The sequence below is a fragment of the Enterobacter sp. PL_is511 genome, assembly GCF_055816065.1.
Genome location: NZ_JBVPGP010000018.1, coordinates 181570 through 198609 on the forward strand (window position 1 = coordinate 181570; position 17040 = coordinate 198609).

General features: G+C 59.1%; 19 protein-coding genes. 6 read left to right on the plus strand and 13 right to left on the minus strand.

Annotated features, from left to right (window positions below; all coding sequences use genetic code 11):
* Window positions 1-25: 25 nt before the first annotated feature.
* The 9 genes from uhpT to AC0TN7_RS05950 all read right to left on the minus strand — a co-directional run bounded on the left by uhpT (window position 26) and on the right by AC0TN7_RS05950 (window position 8024).
* A complete protein-coding gene (gene uhpT / locus AC0TN7_RS05910) occupies window positions 26-1417 on the minus strand; it encodes a hexose-6-phosphate:phosphate antiporter (protein ID WP_023309834.1) in 1392 nt (463 codons plus the stop codon).
* A gap of 132 nt (window positions 1418-1549) precedes the next feature.
* Window positions 1550-2860 (minus strand): MFS transporter, encoded by a 1311-nt coding sequence (gene uhpC, locus AC0TN7_RS05915; protein ID WP_248166099.1) that lies wholly within the window; start codon window positions 2858-2860, stop codon window positions 1550-1552.
* On the minus strand, window positions 2853-4358 hold the full coding sequence (uhpB, locus tag AC0TN7_RS05920) for a signal transduction histidine-protein kinase/phosphatase UhpB (protein ID WP_417927974.1): 1506 nt from the start codon (window positions 4356-4358) through the stop codon (window positions 2853-2855). The genes uhpC and uhpB overlap by 8 nt, the downstream gene beginning before the upstream one ends.
* Window positions 4355-4948: a transcriptional regulator UhpA gene (uhpA, locus tag AC0TN7_RS05925; RefSeq protein WP_024907372.1), complete on the minus strand. Its 594-nt coding sequence runs from the start codon at window positions 4946-4948 to the stop codon at window positions 4355-4357. Before uhpA ends, uhpB begins: the two co-directional genes overlap by 4 nt.
* 82 nt (window positions 4949-5030) lie before the next feature.
* Window positions 5031-5318, minus strand: coding sequence for an acetolactate synthase small subunit (gene ilvN, locus AC0TN7_RS05930; RefSeq protein ID WP_010426528.1), 288 nt, complete (start codon window positions 5316-5318; stop codon window positions 5031-5033).
* A gap of 3 nt (window positions 5319-5321) precedes the next feature.
* Window positions 5322-7010, minus strand: coding sequence for an acetolactate synthase large subunit (gene ilvB / locus AC0TN7_RS05935; protein ID WP_048992747.1), 1689 nt, complete (start codon window positions 7008-7010; stop codon window positions 5322-5324).
* 106 nt (window positions 7011-7116) lie between these two features.
* Window positions 7117-7215, minus strand: coding sequence for an ilvB operon leader peptide IvbL (gene ivbL / locus AC0TN7_RS05940; RefSeq protein ID WP_057979964.1), 99 nt, complete (start codon window positions 7213-7215; stop codon window positions 7117-7119).
* A gap of 147 nt (window positions 7216-7362) precedes the next feature.
* Window positions 7363-7782: a helix-turn-helix domain-containing protein gene (locus AC0TN7_RS05945; RefSeq protein WP_148769206.1), complete on the minus strand. Its 420-nt coding sequence runs from the start codon at window positions 7780-7782 to the stop codon at window positions 7363-7365.
* A complete protein-coding gene (locus tag AC0TN7_RS05950) occupies window positions 7779-8024 on the minus strand; it encodes a type II toxin-antitoxin system HigB family toxin (protein WP_473701931.1) in 246 nt (81 codons plus the stop codon). The genes AC0TN7_RS05945 and AC0TN7_RS05950 overlap by 4 nt, the downstream gene beginning before the upstream one ends.
* Before the next feature lie 557 nt (window positions 8025-8581).
* Here AC0TN7_RS05950 and tisB point away from each other — a divergent pair.
* The 4 genes from tisB to emrD all read left to right on the plus strand — a co-directional run bounded on the left by tisB (window position 8582) and on the right by emrD (window position 11438).
* Window positions 8582-8671: a type I toxin-antitoxin system toxin TisB gene (tisB, locus tag AC0TN7_RS05955; protein ID WP_023309830.1), complete on the plus strand. Its 90-nt coding sequence runs from the start codon at window positions 8582-8584 to the stop codon at window positions 8669-8671.
* Window positions 8672-8735: 64 nt separating this feature from the next.
* A complete protein-coding gene (locus AC0TN7_RS05960; protein ID WP_025910712.1) occupies window positions 8736-9182 on the plus strand; it encodes a GNAT family N-acetyltransferase in 447 nt (148 codons plus the stop codon).
* A 62-nt stretch (window positions 9183-9244) separates the two neighbouring features.
* A complete protein-coding gene (locus AC0TN7_RS05965) occupies window positions 9245-10078 on the plus strand; it encodes an EamA family transporter (RefSeq protein ID WP_024907377.1) in 834 nt (277 codons plus the stop codon).
* 175 nt (window positions 10079-10253) lie between these two features.
* Window positions 10254-11438: a multidrug efflux MFS transporter EmrD gene (gene emrD, locus AC0TN7_RS05970; protein ID WP_417927972.1), complete on the plus strand. Its 1185-nt coding sequence runs from the start codon at window positions 10254-10256 to the stop codon at window positions 11436-11438.
* Here the strand turns inward: emrD and AC0TN7_RS05975 are convergent.
* Both AC0TN7_RS05975 and dsdC read right to left on the minus strand, forming a co-directional pair.
* Window positions 11341-12429 carry a cellulase family glycosylhydrolase gene (locus AC0TN7_RS05975; protein ID WP_048992742.1) on the minus strand — a complete coding sequence of 363 codons (1089 nt, stop codon included), beginning with the start codon at window positions 12427-12429 and terminating at the stop codon, window positions 11341-11343. The genes emrD and AC0TN7_RS05975 overlap by 98 nt on opposite strands.
* An 84-nt stretch (window positions 12430-12513) precedes the next feature.
* Window positions 12514-13440, minus strand: a complete 927-nt coding sequence (gene dsdC, locus AC0TN7_RS05980; protein WP_024907380.1) for a DNA-binding transcriptional regulator DsdC — start codon at window positions 13438-13440, stop codon at window positions 12514-12516.
* Between the two features lie 204 nt (window positions 13441-13644).
* Between dsdC and dsdX the strand changes: the two genes are divergently transcribed.
* Window positions 13645-14982 carry a D-serine transporter DsdX gene (dsdX, locus tag AC0TN7_RS05985; protein WP_024907381.1) on the plus strand — a complete coding sequence of 446 codons (1338 nt, stop codon included), beginning with the start codon at window positions 13645-13647 and terminating at the stop codon, window positions 14980-14982.
* A 17-nt stretch (window positions 14983-14999) separates the two neighbouring features.
* On the plus strand, window positions 15000-16286 hold the full coding sequence (gene dsdA, locus AC0TN7_RS05990) for a D-serine ammonia-lyase (RefSeq protein ID WP_473701924.1): 1287 nt from the start codon (window positions 15000-15002) through the stop codon (window positions 16284-16286).
* Window positions 16287-16321: 35 nt separating this feature from the next.
* Here dsdA and AC0TN7_RS05995 read toward each other — a convergent pair whose 3' ends face one another.
* Entirely contained in the window at window positions 16322-16669 is a 348-nt protein-coding gene (locus AC0TN7_RS05995; RefSeq protein WP_248273194.1) for a DUF202 domain-containing protein, read from the minus strand.
* On the minus strand, window positions 16659-17006 hold the full coding sequence (locus tag AC0TN7_RS06000) for a YidH family protein (protein WP_024907384.1): 348 nt from the start codon (window positions 17004-17006) through the stop codon (window positions 16659-16661). The genes AC0TN7_RS05995 and AC0TN7_RS06000 overlap by 11 nt, the downstream gene beginning before the upstream one ends.
* Window positions 17007-17040 lie beyond the last annotated feature (34 nt).

Below are 17040 nucleotides of genomic sequence, written 5' to 3' on the forward strand. Positions count from 1 at the left end.
CCGGGCAAAGAAGTTACCTGCACACTCAGGCTGTTTTTAATTTCTGCGCACGATTCTCACGGCGAATTTTACGTTCTTCCAGCACCGCGACCATCGCCATCAGGACGATACAGCCAATCGCTGCTGCATCCAGCGCCGCGAAGGTGCCCGCCCAGCCGGTGAGGCCGAAAATCGGCGTGCCGTCAGCAATCATCCCCAGACCCAGCTTGGCGAAGCTGTCGCCGATCAGGTAGGCGAAGGTGCCCTTAATCCCATCGGCGGCGCCGATCGCTTTTTTCGGGACGAAGCCCACTGCTGCCACGCCAATCAGCAGCTGCGGACCAAACACCAGGAAGCCGAGCGCGAACAGTGACGCCAGGTAAACGTACTGGTTGCTGGCGTGCTGGTAGACGCCGAGCGTGGCGATAATCAGTGCCAGCGCGACGCAGGCCACCAGCGCGCGACGGCCGTTGGCGAGGTCGGAGAGCCAGCCCCACAGCAGGGTACCAACCAGCGCGCCCACTTCGAACAGGGTGAAGCCCTGAATCGCCACCTCTTTAGAGAGCTTCAGCTCCTGGAAGGCGTACACGGTGGACCACTGGTCGATGCCGATGCGCACCACGTAGAGGAAGATGTTCGAGAAGCACAGCAGCCAGATCACTTTGTTTTTCAGCACATACTCAACAAAGATCTGCCATTTGGACATCTCGTTTTCTTCGGTCTCTTTGTCCTCTTCGCTGATCTCCTCGCCAAACAGCTCTTCGGCTTTGCCGAGGCCGTACGATTCCGGGGAGTCGCTGCCGTAGCGCAGGCCGATAAAGCCGACAATCAGGGCGATAATCGACGGGAAGATAAACATCCCGATCACGTGGCCGTCGAACAGGTAGTTAGCGCCAAACAGCGCCACGCCAGCCGCACCGGCACCGCCGAGGTTGTGGGAGATGTTCCACATGCCGAGGTACGAACCACGCTTGCGGCGCGGGGTCCATTTGGTGATGGTGGAGTAGCTGCACGACCCGCCGGTACTCTGGAAGAAACCGCTCAGGGCGTAGAAGGCAATCATCAGGAACAGGCTAACGGACCCTGCGCCCATGCTGGCGCTGAAGCCGAGCATACAGATGGCGGAGAGAATCAGCATAAACGGCAGGAACTGCTTGGTGTTTTTGCCGTCCGCGTAGTAGGAAACAACGGTTTTACCCACGCCGTAGGTGATGGAGAAGCCCAGGCCAATCATCCCCAGCTGCGTCATGCTCAGCCCGTAGGTGGAGATCATGTCGTTCTGCGCGATGTTAAAGTTTTTGCGGATCAGGTACATGGTCAGGTAGCCGATGAAGACCACCAGATAAGACTGCATGAACGGTTTGAACCACATTTTGCGCCGCACGTCGAGCGGCAGATCCAGGGTCGGCTTGCGCACCTGATTTAAGAAGGCCAGCATGACTGAGTTACTCCTGAGCTGATTTTTGCAGCATTGTAAAAACCAGCCGGGAGAGATGCCTGAGACAGCGTCCAGGTGAAACCGGGAAAATTTCTTAGTTTTGCGCCACTCGGCAGCAAAAGGTGAGGCGCGTCACGCTTCGCGCGGCGCCTGCGCGTTCAAAAACGGCAGCAGCAGCAGGGCGGAGATCCCCGCCGCGATGGCGATCACCGCGAAGAATCCGCTCCAGTGCCAGATGTCGATCACCCGCGCCAGCGGCCAGCCGGAGAGCGATGCGCCAAGGTAAGCAAACAGCCCGACAAAGCCCGTCGCCGCGCCTGCCGCCTCTTTGTGCGAGCACTCTGCCGCCGCCATGCCGATCAGCATCTGCGGGCCGAACACGAAGAAGCCGGTGGTGAAGAAGCACGCCGCCTGCATCACGTAGCTGGCAAACGGCATCAGCCACAGCGAGCCAACGGAGAGCAAAATCCCGGCGGCGAATATCAGGTTCATCGGGCCGCGGTTGCCGTTGAACAGCTTGTCCGAGCCCCAGCCCGCCACCAGCGCGCCGATAAACCCGCCCAGCTCGAACATCGTCACCGCCGAGTTGGCGGTCACCAGGTCCACGCCGAGCGTCTCGGACATGTACAGATTGCCCCAGTCGTTGATGGCCGCACGCACCACGTACACCAGTACGTAGCAGAGCGACAGCAGCCAGATATACGGGTTTTTCAGCACATATTTGGTGAGGATCTCTTTGCGCGTCAGCCCCGCCCCCTCCTGCTGTTGCGCCATTTCCATCTCGTCGTGCCGCCAGTCGCCCACCGCGGGCAAGCCAACGGTTTGCGGCCTGTCGCGCAGGCGCCAGCAGAGGAACAGCCCGGCGACAATCGCGAGGCCGCCGGCAATCATCATCCCCGCGCGCCAGCCGTAGTGCAGCGCTGCGGCACCCACCACCATCGGGATCAGCGCCCCGCCGACATTATGCGCGGTGTTCCAGATTGCCCACCAGCCGCCGCGCTCGTTGCGCGAATACCAGGCGGTGAGCAGGCGGGCGCAGACCGGCGCGCCCCAGCCCTGGAAAAAGGCGTTCAGTGCCCACAGCAGGGCGAAGGCCCAGAGCGAAGTGGAGAAGCCAAACAGAATGTTGACCACGCCGGTGGCGATCAGCCCAACGCCCATAAAATAGCGCGCGTTAGAGCGGTCGCTGACGATGCCGGAGAAGAACTTCGACAGGCCATAGGTGATGTAAAACAGCGTCGCCAGCAGGCCGATATCGGTGCGCGTCATCACGCCGCTGGCGAGGATCTCCGGCGCGGCGGCGTTGAAGCTTTTGCGGGTAAAGTAGAAGAGCGCGTAGCCGAGCCAGATAGCGATCAGAATATGGCGACGCCAGTAGCGGTAGCGGGCGTCGATTTCCGCTTTGTTACCTATCGGTGCGGCGTTCGCGGGGGTCTTAAACATGGTGGCTCCTTAGCGGCAGGCTGACGCTGACGCGCGTCCCGTGGGTGCAGGAGAGGTTCAGCGTGCCGCCGAGCGCCTTCACGCGCTCGCGCATGCCCGCCAGGCCAAAGCCCTGCTGGCCGGAGCCCGGCGGCAGGCCGCAGCCGTCGTCTTCAATTACCAGCATCAGGCGTTCGTCCTGCTCCCAGCCCTGGATCGTGACCGCGCTGGCACTGGCGTGTTTGACGATATTGTTCAGCCCCTCCTGACAGACGCGGAACAGCGTCACGCGCTGGCCTTCGCTCAGGACAGATTCGTTAATTCGCCAGCCGAGATGGCTGACAATGCCGCGGCTTTCCAGCTCCATCTCGCGCATCAGGGAACGCACCGCCTGCTCCAGCGACAGGTCGTCGAGCTGGCGCGGACGCAGCCTGCCGAGGAGGCGTCGCACCGAGTCATACACGCCCAGCGAAAGCTGCTCGATATGCGCTCCGCCCTGCTTCACGCCCGCATTTTCCGCCGCCAGACGCTGGACAATGCCCGCCTGGGTGCGGATGGCGGTGATCGTCTGGCCGATATCATCGTGCAGCTCGCGGGCGACCTCCTGCCGCACGCTCTCTTCGGTCTCCAGCAGGCGTTCAGCCAGACGCCGGTTGCGCGCCAGCTCGGTTTGCAGGGACTGGTTCAGCTCGCGCAGGCGCTGAATGCCCGCGCCGAGCAGCAGCCCGGTCAGGCTCTGGGCCAGCAGGGAAAGCAGCAGGTCCACCGGATGGTCGTGCCAGGTCTGGCTGGCGATCAGCGCGATGGCGTTCATTAGGGTGGCGATCAGCGCTCCCTGCCAGCCGTAGTGCCAGGCCAGGGCGATAATCGGCAGCGCAAGGCAAAATGGGGTAAAGCGTGAAAGCTCGGCAGGTAGACCCAGCTGAAGCCACAGGCTCACCACGAACAGCAGCAGATACCAGATGAGATGCCGGGCGCGCCAGTTCACCGGTTGGGACACCAGCCCCGGGCCGAGCGGCTGCCAGACGGTACTGGTGAGGTAATGCCAGATGACGAGGCAGGTCGGTGCGAGGGTCAGGCCGCCGGTGAGGGTCAGCAGCAGCGCGTTGAGCATCTCCTTATCACCCGCCCACGGCAGGGACTGCAGCAGCGCGGCGGCAATCAGCGCCGCCCCCTGTCGCAGCAGCGTACGCCAGTCGCGCTGGTGACGGTAGCGGGAAATGAGGGCAACAGGGAGCAGCGTGAGCAGGCTTCCGGTCATCAATAATGGCAGGTGCACCAGAGCGACTTCCTGCGCCAGCCAGACCAGCAGCAGCCACTCTGCGCCCAGCAAAACCGGCCAGTATCCGCGCGGGCACTGGAGCATGAGCCCCAGTCGCAGGCCGAAGGGAAACAGCAGCACCGCCAGCTCGGGGCGTTCCACCAGGTGCAGGCTGATGCTCCATAAGCAGAACCACGCGGCGGAGAAGATAAAAAAGCTGGCAACGACGGCGATCAGCCGCGAAAAGACGGGACTCATTGCCAGCTGTCGAACATGCGGCGCGCCAGCTCGACGTCGTTGCTGACGTTAAGTTTTTCCATCAGGTTGGCGCGGTGAACGTGTACGGTTTTCGGGGACAGTTCCAGCTCGGCGGCAATCTCTTTTACCGACATTCCCTGCGCGAGTTTTTCCGCAACCTGGCGCTCGCGTCTGGTGAGCGGATCCTGACGTCCGGCCGCCAGCTTGATGGCGATATCCGGCGTTAAATAGCAGCCGCCGGTGGAGACGGTGCGCACCGCGGCAATCAGCTCGTCCGGGCTACAGCGTTTGGAGAGGAACCCGCGCGCACCCGCGTTGAGCGCCTGCTCGACCAGCGCCGGGCTGTCGTGGACAGACAGCATAATCGTCGACATCCCTTTCGGCAGCTGGCTTAACAGCTCCAGCCCGGAGAGATCCGGCATCGAAATGTCGCAGATACAGACCTGCACCCCGCGCCCCGGCAGGCCCGCCAGCGCCTCGCGACCGGAGCCAAACTCGGCCACGACCTGGAAATCTGGTTCGAGGTTGAGAAGCTGGGCAAAGCCAGAGCGGACGATAAGGTGGTCGTCGATAAGGGCGATGGTGGTCATGTGTCTTCCTGCGGTCTGAAAACGCCGGATGGCGCTGCGCTTATCCGGCCTACAAGAGCGAAAGACGCTTACCTTAAGCGATCTATTCGAAAAACACCGCAATTTTGTTAAACATGGTGGGATCGGACTGGTTACGCGCCACTTTGGTCACGTCTTCCAGCTTGTCGATCTGCGCCATCATCTGCTCCAGACGCTGGTCATCGTTGACCAGTAGCCAGATGCGGCTGTGCTCGCTGCCCTGAATCGGCAGACAGAGAATGCCTTCCACGTTAAACGCCCGGCGGGCAAACAGCCCGCAGACGTGGGTCATGACGCCAGGGTGGTTGCGGACGGTGAGTTCCAGAATGACGTTATCATGTTGTTTCTGCATGGCTTATTCTCCCACCATCTCAGTATTTGCCGCACCCGGCGGCACCATCGGATACACTTTTTGTTCAGGGTCGATACGCACGTGGATCAGCGCCGGGCCGGGACGAGAAATCGCCGCCTGCAGCGCCGCGTGGGCATCCTCTTCGGCGTTCAGATCGCAGGTGTGCAGGCCAAAGCCGGCGGCAATCTGCATAAAGTTAATCATCCCCGGATAGGTCGCCGCAAACACGCCCTGCTTGTAGAACAGGCTCTGCTGCTGATGCACCAGCCCCAGCGCCTCGTTGTTCATCAGGATGATTTTCACGTCTAACTGGTTTTCGGCCGCGGTCGCCATCTCCTGAATGTTCATCATCAGGCTGCCGTCGCCGGAGAAGCAGATGACCTTGCGGTCCGGATTCGCCAGCGCCGCACCTACTGCTGCAGGCAGACCAAAGCCCATAGTGCCCAGACCGCCGGAGGTCAGCCACTGGCGCGGACGGTTCAGCGGGTAGGCCTGAGCGGTCCACATCTGATGCTGGCCCACGTCGGTGGTGATAATCGCGCTGTCGTCCACGCAGGCGGCAACGGCGTTGATAAGACCATAGTGGCTCAGCGGGTCGCCTTCGGTTGGGATGGCGCCCGGGAACTCGCGCTGCAGATCGGTCACCAGCTGACGCCAGTCGGCGCGGTCGGTTGCGTCCGTCTGCGGGATCAGCTCCGCCAGCACTTCGGCAACATCGCCCTGAATCGCCACGTGCGGCTGCTTGATTTTACCCAGCTCGGCGCGGTCGATATCCACGTGAATGATCTTCGCGTTCGGGCAGAACTGCTCGGTTTTGCCAATCGCCCGGTCATCAAAACGCGCGCCCATAACAATCAGCAAATCCGCCTCTTGCAGGATGTAGTTGGTGCTGCGCGCGCCGTGCATGCCCAGCATCCCCAGGGACAGCGGGTGCGCTTTAGGCAGCATGCCCAGCGCCATCAGGGTCATGGTGGTCGGCAGGTTGGCTTTTTCCGCAAACTCACGGATTTCATCCGCAGCGTTAATCGCCCCGCCGCCCAGATAGAGCACCGGACGTTTAGCGGCATTGATCATGGCGGCAGCATCGCGCACGCTCTCAGCGCTGAATGCTGGCGCGGGGGCACGGTCGCCCGGCTCCGGCAGCACGTCGATCTCGATCTCTGCGGTCTGGACATCCTTAGGAATGTCTATCCACACCGGGCCCGGGCGGCCGGACTGCGCAATGCGGAACGCATCGCTGATAACCTGAGGAAGTTCGCTGATATCGCGAACTAAATAGTTATGTTTGGTGATGGGGATAGAGATGCCGTAGGTATCCACTTCCTGGAACGCATCGGTACCGATCATCGAGGACGGCACCTGGCCGGTAATGCAGATCAGCGGAATGGAGTCGAGGCGCGCGTCGGCGATGGCGGTCACCAGGTTGGTTGCGCCCGGCCCGCTGCAGGCCATACAGACCGCCGGTTTACCCTGGGTACGGGCCATGCCCTGAGCGATAAAGCCTGCCCCCTGCTCGTGGCGTGCCAGGACGTGGCGGATCTGCGTGCTTTGGCTTAACGCATCGTACAGCGGCAGCACCGTGCCGCCGGGGATGCCCGCAACCGTGGTGATGCCCTGTCGCTCCAGCAGATGAACGATCAGCTGCGCGCCAGTAAAACGCGTCTTGTTGGATGTTGTGCCCGAACTTGCCATGCTCCAGTCCTTTTCTTCTGGGCCGACTTTCCGGGGAGGCTCTTAAACGAAAAACCCCGCCCGGTTTGCGCCGGCGGGGTTTTGGATTCGTGTGTTGATCCAGTCCCTACGGCGCATTGCCGACGACCACCACCACACGCACGACGACCACTGCGGCTGGTTGCGCAGTTTTTAGTAGGGTCGAAGTGAAGATGGATGAAGTCATTGGGGACCTGTGTTTGGAATCATTGATTGAATTTATACAAACACAGGTTTTCGGGCGTGACAATGGAAATATTTTCATCTGCGCAAAAATGCGTCAGGGATCACGTTTCGTTTGTTGGGTGGTGACACTCAAAAAGTCGACTTTGACTCACTCAATAAACAGCGCAGGTGATACCCCAAATCTGGCCGCCAGCTTTTTAATATGGTTCAGCGTAAGCTGTCTCTGACCATTCAGAACCCGTGAAACCATCGATTTACTGCCAATTTCATCCTGAAAATCCGATATCGTCAGGTTGTACTGATCCATTAAGGTTCTTAAAACCGCAACACCGACGGGAACGGACTCCATCTCCTTGCGTAATGCGACTATCTCTGGCCGGTTGGCTTCGTAACGGCTAATCCTGGCGCACACAATATCCAGCAAGGGGCTATCGGGCTCGTTCATGAGCAGATACTCAACCAGCTCAAGCGCATCTTTATAATCTTTCTCGCTCGGCTGTTCACCCAGTAAAGGAACAGCCGCAACAAGGGCATGCGTAGCTTTCATTGCATCAGCGACGATCATCATTTCTTCCCCTTAGTGCGATGTTTCTCCGTAAAACGGTCATATTCCTTATGAGTAAAAACATGGCGCACATAAAACTTTTGGCTTTCAAAGAAGATGAGAGCCACTACTCTGAGATTGTTGTTTGCAATATCAATAACATAATGCTTATCCAGATACTTAAAGTTATCCAGCGTCGGAAACAGTTTTTTCAGCGCAGCAGGTGTCGGGCAATGGCTCTTTTCGATGGTGCGGCCTAAAAACAGGAGCTCTTCCTTGTGCTGCGGAAACTAAGTTACCGCATCATAAATTGCCTTCATAGAGATTAAATGCATACTGCATGCCTGCCGCGTCCGTTGCCATTATGGCAACAATACCATGCATTGCCAATGTGTCAACAAACATCGTTGCGCCATCTAACATCTGAAAACAAAAAACCCCGCCGGAGCGAGGTTTTTATCAGGGTTTAGCGGTTGGTCGCCGCAGAACACACTGTGTTACGTCAACGCAAAAAGTATACGCGATCGAAGACGAACGCGCAATTCCGGCACGGATTTTGACGTTTTTGAGTATGGATCGCCTTTCGATTTTTGTCCAAAAAATACTGTTCATACATACAGTATTTATCTATACTGAGGGTGTTCGCAGTGAGCGAGGGGGCCGCAGTTCTACCGGCGCAACGAAGTCCTGGCTGAAACGGGTGGTGCCGTCAGTGCCTTAACCCCTGAAGTGAGCACACTGTGTTACGTCAATCCAGGTGCTGGCAACAGGCGGCGGAAAGGTACGCCAGCATCGTGCTCCTTTTAACCAAAAGGAGACGCGTATGAGCGTAGTGGATATGGTGATACTTATCCTCAAACTCATTGTTGCTGTACTGCAACTGCTTGATGCTGTCCTGAAATTCCTTCGGTAATTCAGGTTCAAGTCGCACCTGAGAGGGGCGGGCAACCGCCCCTCTTTAATAACGAGGGAATGCTATGTCGCGTCTGTTAATTGAGCCTGTCACACCGGATGAGCCGGGGTATATCGCCCTGAAGGCGGAAAGTATTGCACTGAATTTTAACATGCTGCGCAGGCTCGAAGAGAGCTGGCAGCGGGGTGAGAACCGCTTTAACGCGCCGGGTGAAAAGCTGTTAGGTGCGTTTCTTAACGGCAAGCTGGTGGGCGTGTGCGGCCTCAACCGCGATCCGTTCAGCCAGCAGCCGCGCGCCGGACGTATTCGCCATCTCTACGTCAGCGAGAAGTGCCGCGGGCTGGGGATTGGCAAGCAGCTTTTAACCGTCGTGATGGCCGATGCCAGCATCTGGTTTGATTTCCTCAATACCCATGCGCCGGACGCTGCCTACGGGTTTTATCGCCGGGCAGGATTTACGCTGGTCTCGGACGAACCGCGGGTAACGCACCGCCTTTTTTGTGCGGTGTAACCGGCTGGCAGCTTCAGGACGTGAATGTTACAGTTGAGTGACAATTCATCACCCGATATGCCATGACCATCACCGTATTCTGCATTTTGCTGTTCGCCGCCCTGCTGCATGCCAGCTGGAATGCCATTGTCAAAGCCGGAACGGACAAGCTCTATTCCGCGATTAGCGTCAGCGGCTCCGCCACGGTTATCGCTCTGGTCTTACTGCCGTTTTCTCCACAGCCCTCTGCCGCAAGCTGGCCGTTTTTGATTGTTTCCTGCGCCTTGCAGGTGGTGTACACCGTGCTGGTGGCAAAGACCTATCAGGTCTCCGATATGAGCCAGACCTATCCGCTGATGCGCGGCACCGCACCGCTGCTGGTGGCGCTGATCAGCGTGCTGGCGCTTGGCGATCGTCTCTCCTGGCTCGCCTGGTCCGGCATTGGGGTAATTTGCCTGTCGATTCTGGCGATGGCGATGAACGGGCGCATGCAGTCGCGCAAGGGGATCTGGCTGGCGCTGCTGAATGCCTGTTTTATCGCCGGGTATACGCTGGTGGACGGCACCGGCGTGCGGCTGTCAGACACCGCGCTGGGCTATACGCTGTGGACCTTCTTTATGAACGGCTTCTGCCTGCTCGGCTGGGCCATGCTCGCGCGTCGACGCGAGGCATCCGGCTACCTGCGTCTGCACTGGAAAAAGGGGCTGCTCGGCGGCGTTGGCACCATGGGCTCTTACGGTCTGGCGCTGTGGGCAATGACGCAGGCACCGCTGGCGGTGGTCGCGGCGCTGCGGGAAACTTCCATACTCTTTGGCGCGCTGATCGCATTTTTGCTTTTAAAAGAGAAGGTTGCGGGCCTGCGCATCGCGGCGGCGCTGGGCATTGCTGGCGGCGCCATTCTGCTGCGTCTGGCGTAAAGCACTGGCAACATTAGTTGCCGTTCTTGTTTACAAATCCTGCCTTTACCGGTTTTTTCATTCACCACAACAATGCTTAAATTGTCATCTCGCTGTGGTAGATTCCTCGCGCATTTATGGGAATGCGCAGTCACTTATTCTTCATTTTTATCTTTTGGCAAAAGTATTCAGCGACATGAAAAAGCAACGGAACGTTAACTTATTGTTGATGCTGGTGTTACTGGTGGCCGTCGGTCAGATGGCGCAAACCATCTACATTCCGGCGATTGCCGACATGGCAAAGGAATTAAACGTCCGCGAGGGCGCGGTACAGAGCGTAATGGCAGCCTATCTGCTGACCTATGGCGTTTCGCAGCTCTTCTACGGCCCGCTGTCCGACCGCGTCGGGCGTCGCCCGGTGATCCTGGTGGGCATGAGCATTTTCATGGTGGCGACGGTAATTGCCATTACCACCCACAGCCTGACCGTATTGATTGCCGCCAGCGCCCTGCAGGGCGTCGGGACCGGCGTCGGCGGGGTGATGGCGCGTACCTTACCGCGCGATATGTATCAGGGTACCCAGCTGCGCCATGCCAACAGCCTGTTAAACATGGGTATTCTGGTCAGCCCGCTGCTGGCCCCGCTGATCGGCGGCCTGCTGGACACGATGTGGTCCTGGCGCGCCTGCTACGCCTTCCTGCTGGTGCTCTGCGCGATTGTCACCTTCAGCATGGCGCGCTGGATGCCGGAAACGCGCCCGCAGGACGCGCCGCGCACGAAGCTTATCACCAGCTATAAAACGCTGTTCGGCAACGGCGCGTTTACCTGCTATCTGCTGATGCTGATCGGCGGCCTGGCGGGCATTGCGGTGTTCGAAGCCTGTTCCGGCGTGCTGCTGGGCGCGGGGCTGGGCCTGAGCAGCATGGTGGTGAGTATTCTGTTTATTCTGCCGATCCCGGCGGCGTTCTTCGGCGCGTGGTTTGCCGGGCGACCAAACAAACGCTTCTCCACCCTGATGTGGCAGTCGGTGATCAGCTGTCTGCTGGCGGGTCTGATGATGTGGATCCCGGGGCTGTTTGACGTGATGTCGGTCTGGACGCTGCTCATCCCGGCAGCGCTGTTCTTCTTCGGCGCGGGGATGCTATTCCCGCTCGCCACCAGCGGCGCGATGGAGCCGTTCCCGTTCCTCGCAGGTACGGCGGGCGCGCTGGTGGGCGGCTTGCAGAATATCGGCTCCGGCGCGCTGGCCTGGCTCTCGGCGATGATGCCGCAGACCGGGCAGGCTAGTTTGGGCCTGCTGATGACGCTGATGGGGCTTCTGATTTTACTGTGCTGGCTGCCGCTGGCGTCGCGTGTCCCGCATCACGAGCAGCCGGTTTAACCGCATGATGGCCCGGCTTCTCGCCGGGCTTTTCACAGACAGGGGCGATCATCGCCTGCAATAACGGCTCTGGCGCTGGCCGCCAGGCGCCCTCTTCTCCGTCGTAAAACTGGAAATCCGCGTTAAGCGCATACGGGATTTTCGCCTTTTGCAGCTCGCAGGCCATAAAGGTGGCGAAGGCCAGCTGCGAAGCGGTTGGCGTAAAGCGACTTGATTCTCCCACGCCCCAGCCCCCGACCCAGCTAACGTGCCCGGTTTTTTGCTGCCAGTGCAGCGCGGCGTTGATGCGGTTATGGATAGCCGCTTTCTCCGCCGCCGTGCCGGACGTCCACGGGTATTTACCGCTATTTTTCAGCGGCCCCCACGGGAAAATATGCCACTCCGCCAGCAGGTAGTTCTGGCTGTGCGCAGGCAGCTTCAGGCTCGATAAATCCTCCGGCGCGGCACGCAGGCGCGGCGCAATAAAGATCATGCGCTGCGGGTCCATGTCGTGGATCGCTTTAATGGTTTTTTCATACACTCGGTTTAGCGACGCGAGGTTGTGGTTAAGCTTGTCGGCCGGCTCATAAATGAGGTCAAAACCCAGCAGCGGGTAGCTCTGACCGAAATAGTGCGCCACGGCAATCCACCAGTTGATCGTCTCTATTTCGTTATCGGCTTTTGGGTCGTTTTTATATTCATCAGCCTGATAAGCGATTATCGGGATCACGCCATACTGCTCGCAGGCTTCCACCAGCTTGCGCAGGTGAATCAGCCGCGCTTCCGTCGGCTCATCGGCCACGCGGATGCGCACGTGAGTAATGCCTTTTGCACGAAAATCGCGGACCACCAGCGGGTCGAATTCGCGTATGCCGCGCTCGGTTCGCGCCCAGTCCACATCCATCCCGACGCCAAGCTGCTGCGCATAATGGGCAGCCGTCAGCGGCGGCTCAGCGGCAATCGCCCAGCCGGAAGAGATCAGTAATGCAGAGACAATAAAAGGCTTTAACACGGTTTACCCTGGATAAATCGAAAGCATTACCTGTATTTAGCACGCTTTTTCATATTTGGTGTAGAGCGAAAGCGTAATAATTCTTCAACCTGCCAGTTCTCTCAGCCAGCCGATAAAGGCGTCAATTTTCGGCCACTGACGGCCAGAAAGCGTCGAAATATAGTAGTGCTGATGGCATTTCAGGGTCTTTTCGCCAAACGGGGCGATCAGCTCGCCTCGTTCCAGCCGTTTCTGCACAAGCCGCTTTCTCCCCATCGCGACGCCGACGTGGTTGATGGCCGCAATAATCGCCAAATCAGAACGATCGAAACCAATACCAGACGATGGCGGCATGTTCACTGCAAAGTGCTGCGCCCAGCTCAGCCACTCATCCGTACCGGAATCATTGCTCCAGGCCTGACGGTCATGCAGCAGCGTGCAGTGGCTGAGGTTATCGGGGTTTTTCAACAGTTCATGCTCACGGGCATATTGTGGTGAACAGACGGGCAAAATTTCCTCGTCCATCAGGAAGTGATGAGAGAGATGGTTAGGCGGCGTATCGTCGAAATAAAGTGCCAGATCGATACCCGTTCGCTGCATATTGACGTAATCATTGCCGGTCAGGATTGTGAGCGAAATCGATGGATAGCGGCGGGTAAAATCACCCAGCATGGGTACCAGCCAGCACTGGGCGATCGACGGCCGGGAGTAGACCGTCAGCGTACCGGACAGCGCCTGATTTTTGATATCCAGGATCTCCTGATTCAGGGTGTCGAGGGACGATTTTAGCGTCCAGTAGACGCGCTTTCCCTCCTGCGTCAGCTCGACTTTACGGTGCGAGCGGACGAACAGCTGAATGCCCAACTCCTCTTCCAGCAGGTTGATGCGGTGGCTCACCGCGCTGGGGCTAAGCGACAGTTCCTCCGCCGCCAGCGCGAAGGACTCATGCCGGGCGGCCACTTCAAAGGTGTACATTTTCGACAGCTGCCAGCCGTTTAACAGCCGGTTTCTGGCTTCATTTGCATCGGTCATCACAATTCTCACGCGTGGTTGCTGCGCTCAGCATACCGTTTAAGGGTGAATTTATGTGAACCTAATACGAATTAAGTGTGCTTTTTAGAGCGCAGTCACTCAGTTGATCCAATCTGGCTCACCTGAACGCCAATTTATATCGTTTGTCAGCCCACGCCGATTTTTCGTCCAATACCCTCAGATGACATAAGGGTGAGGTGAGATATGGGATCTCAGGTCTGGGTTGTGGCAACGCTGCTGGTCAGCATTGTGTTGATTGTTTTAACCATCGTAAAACTGAAGTTTCACCCGTTCCTCGCGCTGCTGCTGGCGAGCTTTTTCGTCGGCGCGATGATGGGGATGAGCCCGCTGGATATGGTGAACGCCATTGAGAGCGGGATTGGCGGCACGCTGGGCTTCCTGGCGGCCGTGATTGGTCTTGGGACCATTCTCGGCAAGATGATGGAGGTTTCCGGCGCGGCAGAGCGCATCGGGATCGCCCTGCAGCGCTGTCGCTGGCTGTCAGCAGACGTGATTATGGTGCTGGTCGGCCTGATCTGCGGCATTACGCTGTTCGTGGAAGTGGGCGTGGTCCTGCTGATCCCTCTGGCGTTTTCCATCGCCAAAAAGACCCACACGTCGCTGCTTAAGCTGGCCATTCCGCTCTGTACCGCGCTGATGGCGGTGCACTGCGTGGTGCCGCCGCATCCGGCTGCGCTGTTTGTGACCAATAAATTAGGGGCGGACGTCGGGACGGTGATCGTCTACGGCCTGCTGGTGGGCCTGATGGCCTCTCTGGTCGGCGGCCCGCTGTTCCTGAAACTACTCGGCAATCGTCTGCCGTTTAAACCGGTTCCGGCGGAATTTTCAGATCTGAAGGTGCGGGAGGAGCATACTCTGCCGTCGCTGGGCGCCACGCTGTTTACGGTGCTGCTGCCGATTGCCCTGATGCTGGTGAAGACCATCGCCGAACTGAATATGGCAAAAGACGGCACGCTGTATACGCTGCTGGAGTTTATCGGCAACCCGATCACCGCGATGTTTATCGCCGTGTTTGTCGCCTACTACCTGCTGGGCATCCGCCAGCATATGGGCATGGGCGCGATGCTGACCCATACGGAGCACGGCTTTGGCTCTATCGCCAACATTTTGCTGATTATCGGCGCGGGCGGCGCGTTCAACGCCATCCTGAAAACCAGCGGACTGGCGGACTCGCTGGCGCATATTCTCTCGAACCTGCACATGCACCCTATTCTGCTCGCCTGGCTGGTGGCGCTAGTGCTGCATGCCGCCGTTGGCTCCGCGACGGTCGCGATGATGGGTGCCACGGCCATCGTCGCGCCGATGCTGCCGCTCTACCCGAACGTCAGCCCTGAGATCATCACCATTGCCATCGGTTCCGGCGCCATTGGCTGCACGATCGTGACCGATTCCCTCTTCTGGCTGGTGAAGCAGTACTGCGGCGCGACCCTGAATGAGACCTTCAAATACTATACGACGGCGACGTTTATCGCCTCGGTGCTTGCACTTGGCGGCACATTCCTGCTTTCTTTCATTATCTGAGCGCGAAGAGACGTATTATGGAAAACGCAACTATCACCACTTTAACCGCACAGTTTCCTCTGGTTGAGGATCTGATTGCCCTGAAAGAAACCACCTGGCTTAACCCGCTTACCACCACGCTGGCCGAAGGGCTGCCCTATGTCGGGCTGACCAAAGCCGATGTGGACGACGCGCACGCTCGCCTGAAACGCTTCGCGCCGTATCTGGCGAAAGCCTTCCCGGAGACGGCGGCAACGGGCGGAATTATCGAATCCGAGCTGGTCGCCATTCCGGCAATGCAGGCGCGGCTGGAGAAAGAGTCTGGCAAATCCGTTCCCGGCACGCTGCTGCTAAAAAAAGACAGCCATCTACCGATTTCCGGCTCGATTAAAGCGCGCGGCGGTATCTATGAGGTGCTGACCCACGCGGAAAAACTGGCGCTGGAGGCCGGATTGCTGAGCGTTGAAGACGACTACAGCGTTCTGCTGGAGCCGCGCTTTAAGGACTTCTTCAGCCAGTACAGCATTGCGGTCGGCTCAACCGGCAACCTCGGGATGTCCATCGGCATTATGAGCGCCCGCATCGGCTTTAAGGTGACGGTGCATATGTCTGCCGACGCCCGCGAGTGGAAGAAAGCCAAACTGCGCAGCCACGGCGTGATCGTCGTGGAATATGAGCAGGATTACGGCGTGGCGGTGGAGCAGGGACGCAAGGCGGCAGAAAGCGATCCGAACTGTTTCTTCATTGACGATGAAAACTCCCGCACCCTGTTCCTGGGCTACGCGGTGGCAGGCGAGCGGCTAAAGGCGCAGTTTGCCGCACAGGGCCGCGTGGTGGATGCCGATCATCCGCTGTACGTCTATCTGCCGTGCGGCGTCGGCGGCGGCCCTGGCGGCGTGGCGTTTGGCCTGAAGCTGGCCTTTGGCGACAACGTCCACTGCTTCTTCGCGGAACCCACGCACTCCCCGTGCATGCTGCTGGGCGTCTACACCGGCCTGCACGACGAGATTGCCGTACAGGACCTGGGCATTGATAACGTGACGGCAGCGGACGGGCTGGCGGTAGGACGTGCGTCCGGCTTCGTGGGCCGCGCGATGGAGCGCCTGCTTGACGGGTTCTATACGCTTTCCGACCAGAGCATGTACGACATGCTCGGCTGGCTGGCGCATGAGGAAGGCATTCGGCTGGAACCGTCCGCGCTGGCGGGCATGGCCGGGCCGCTGCGCGTGCCTTCAGATGCCAGCGTTACCCACCTGGTGTGGGCGACCGGCGGCGGCATGGTGCCGGAAGACGAGATGGCGAAGTATTTAGCAAAAGGCCGCTAATCGTAGGCCCGGTAAGGCGTAGCCGCCACCGGGCTTTAAAAGCTCACAATTTGCTGAATGTGAGTCATCGCAAACAGCAGTGAGAGAGAAAGTACAGCCAGGGCAATCAGGAACTTATCCCTCACCGCCTTCGGCTGCACAAAATCGTTCTGCGCCACGTCCATCAGGTTTCGACTGCGGGTATAGCGCCATAAAATAATCGCCACCAGCGCCAGCACGACAAGCGAGATCCAGAACGGCACCCCGGTGCGGTGCCAGTTGTGCTTAATCGCGAGGGCAATCAGCGCACCATACCCCAGCAGCGTGCGCAGCCAGGCGAGTGACGTCCGCTCCGGCTGCAGGCCGGGGTCCGCTTCGCGTCGCGCTTTGCGGCTATCCGCCATAGAACACCAGCACCATCACTACGCCCGCCACCGCCAGCAGAATCGCGCTGATGATAAGCAGCCCACGCGTATAGGGCAGATCCTGCTTCAGACGCATCGCCTTCTCATTGCGCAGCCAGCGCAGGTAGCCGTAAATCGCCAGCACGCCCGCGAACAGGCACAGCAGCAGCGCCAGCACCTCGCGGATCAGCGGCGTGGCGAAATCGGGCGCGAGCTGATCGAGCCCCACCCCGGCGGCAAGGAATCCCAGCGCGGTGCGGATCCACGCTAAAAACGTGCGTTCATTAGCCAGCGAGAAGCGGTAGTCCGGCGCTTCGCCGAGGCGGGAAATTTTCATGAAGGTTCCTTGTCGTGCTACGGGCAGGCTTCAG

What these genes read in the sequence shown, in the direction of transcription:
- dsdA (WP_473701924.1), top strand. Translation starts at nt 15,000, where the DNA reads ATGGAAAACGCAACTATCACCACTTTAACCGCACAGTTTCCTCTGGTT.
- AC0TN7_RS05960 (WP_025910712.1), top strand. Translation starts at nt 8,736, where the DNA reads ATGTCGCGTCTGTTAATTGAGCCTGTCACACCGGATGAGCCGGGGTAT.
- uhpC (WP_248166099.1), bottom strand. Translation starts at nt 2,860, where the DNA reads ATGTTTAAGACCCCCGCGAACGCCGCACCGATAGGTAACAAAGCGGAA.
- emrD (WP_417927972.1), top strand. Translation starts at nt 10,254, where the DNA reads ATGAAAAAGCAACGGAACGTTAACTTATTGTTGATGCTGGTGTTACTG.
- dsdC (WP_024907380.1), bottom strand. Translation starts at nt 13,440, where the DNA reads ATGACCGATGCAAATGAAGCCAGAAACCGGCTGTTAAACGGCTGGCAG.
- tisB (WP_023309830.1), top strand. Translation starts at nt 8,582, where the DNA reads ATGAGCGTAGTGGATATGGTGATACTTATCCTCAAACTCATTGTTGCT.
- ivbL (WP_057979964.1), bottom strand. Translation starts at nt 7,215, where the DNA reads ATGACTTCATCCATCTTCACTTCGACCCTACTAAAAACTGCGCAACCA.
- uhpA (WP_024907372.1), bottom strand. Translation starts at nt 4,948, where the DNA reads ATGACCACCATCGCCCTTATCGACGACCACCTTATCGTCCGCTCTGGC.
- uhpB (WP_417927974.1), bottom strand. Translation starts at nt 4,358, where the DNA reads ATGAGTCCCGTCTTTTCGCGGCTGATCGCCGTCGTTGCCAGCTTTTTT.
- uhpT (WP_023309834.1), bottom strand. Translation starts at nt 1,417, where the DNA reads ATGCTGGCCTTCTTAAATCAGGTGCGCAAGCCGACCCTGGATCTGCCG.
- AC0TN7_RS05995 (WP_248273194.1), bottom strand. Translation starts at nt 16,669, where the DNA reads ATGGCGGATAGCCGCAAAGCGCGACGCGAAGCGGACCCCGGCCTGCAG.
- AC0TN7_RS06000 (WP_024907384.1), bottom strand. Translation starts at nt 17,006, where the DNA reads ATGAAAATTTCCCGCCTCGGCGAAGCGCCGGACTACCGCTTCTCGCTG.
- AC0TN7_RS05965 (WP_024907377.1), top strand. Translation starts at nt 9,245, where the DNA reads ATGACCATCACCGTATTCTGCATTTTGCTGTTCGCCGCCCTGCTGCAT.
- dsdX (WP_024907381.1), top strand. Translation starts at nt 13,645, where the DNA reads ATGGGATCTCAGGTCTGGGTTGTGGCAACGCTGCTGGTCAGCATTGTG.
- ilvN (WP_010426528.1), bottom strand. Translation starts at nt 5,318, where the DNA reads ATGCAGAAACAACATGATAACGTCATTCTGGAACTCACCGTCCGCAAC.
- AC0TN7_RS05945 (WP_148769206.1), bottom strand. Translation starts at nt 7,782, where the DNA reads ATGATGATCGTCGCTGATGCAATGAAAGCTACGCATGCCCTTGTTGCG.
- ilvB (WP_048992747.1), bottom strand. Translation starts at nt 7,010, where the DNA reads ATGGCAAGTTCGGGCACAACATCCAACAAGACGCGTTTTACTGGCGCG.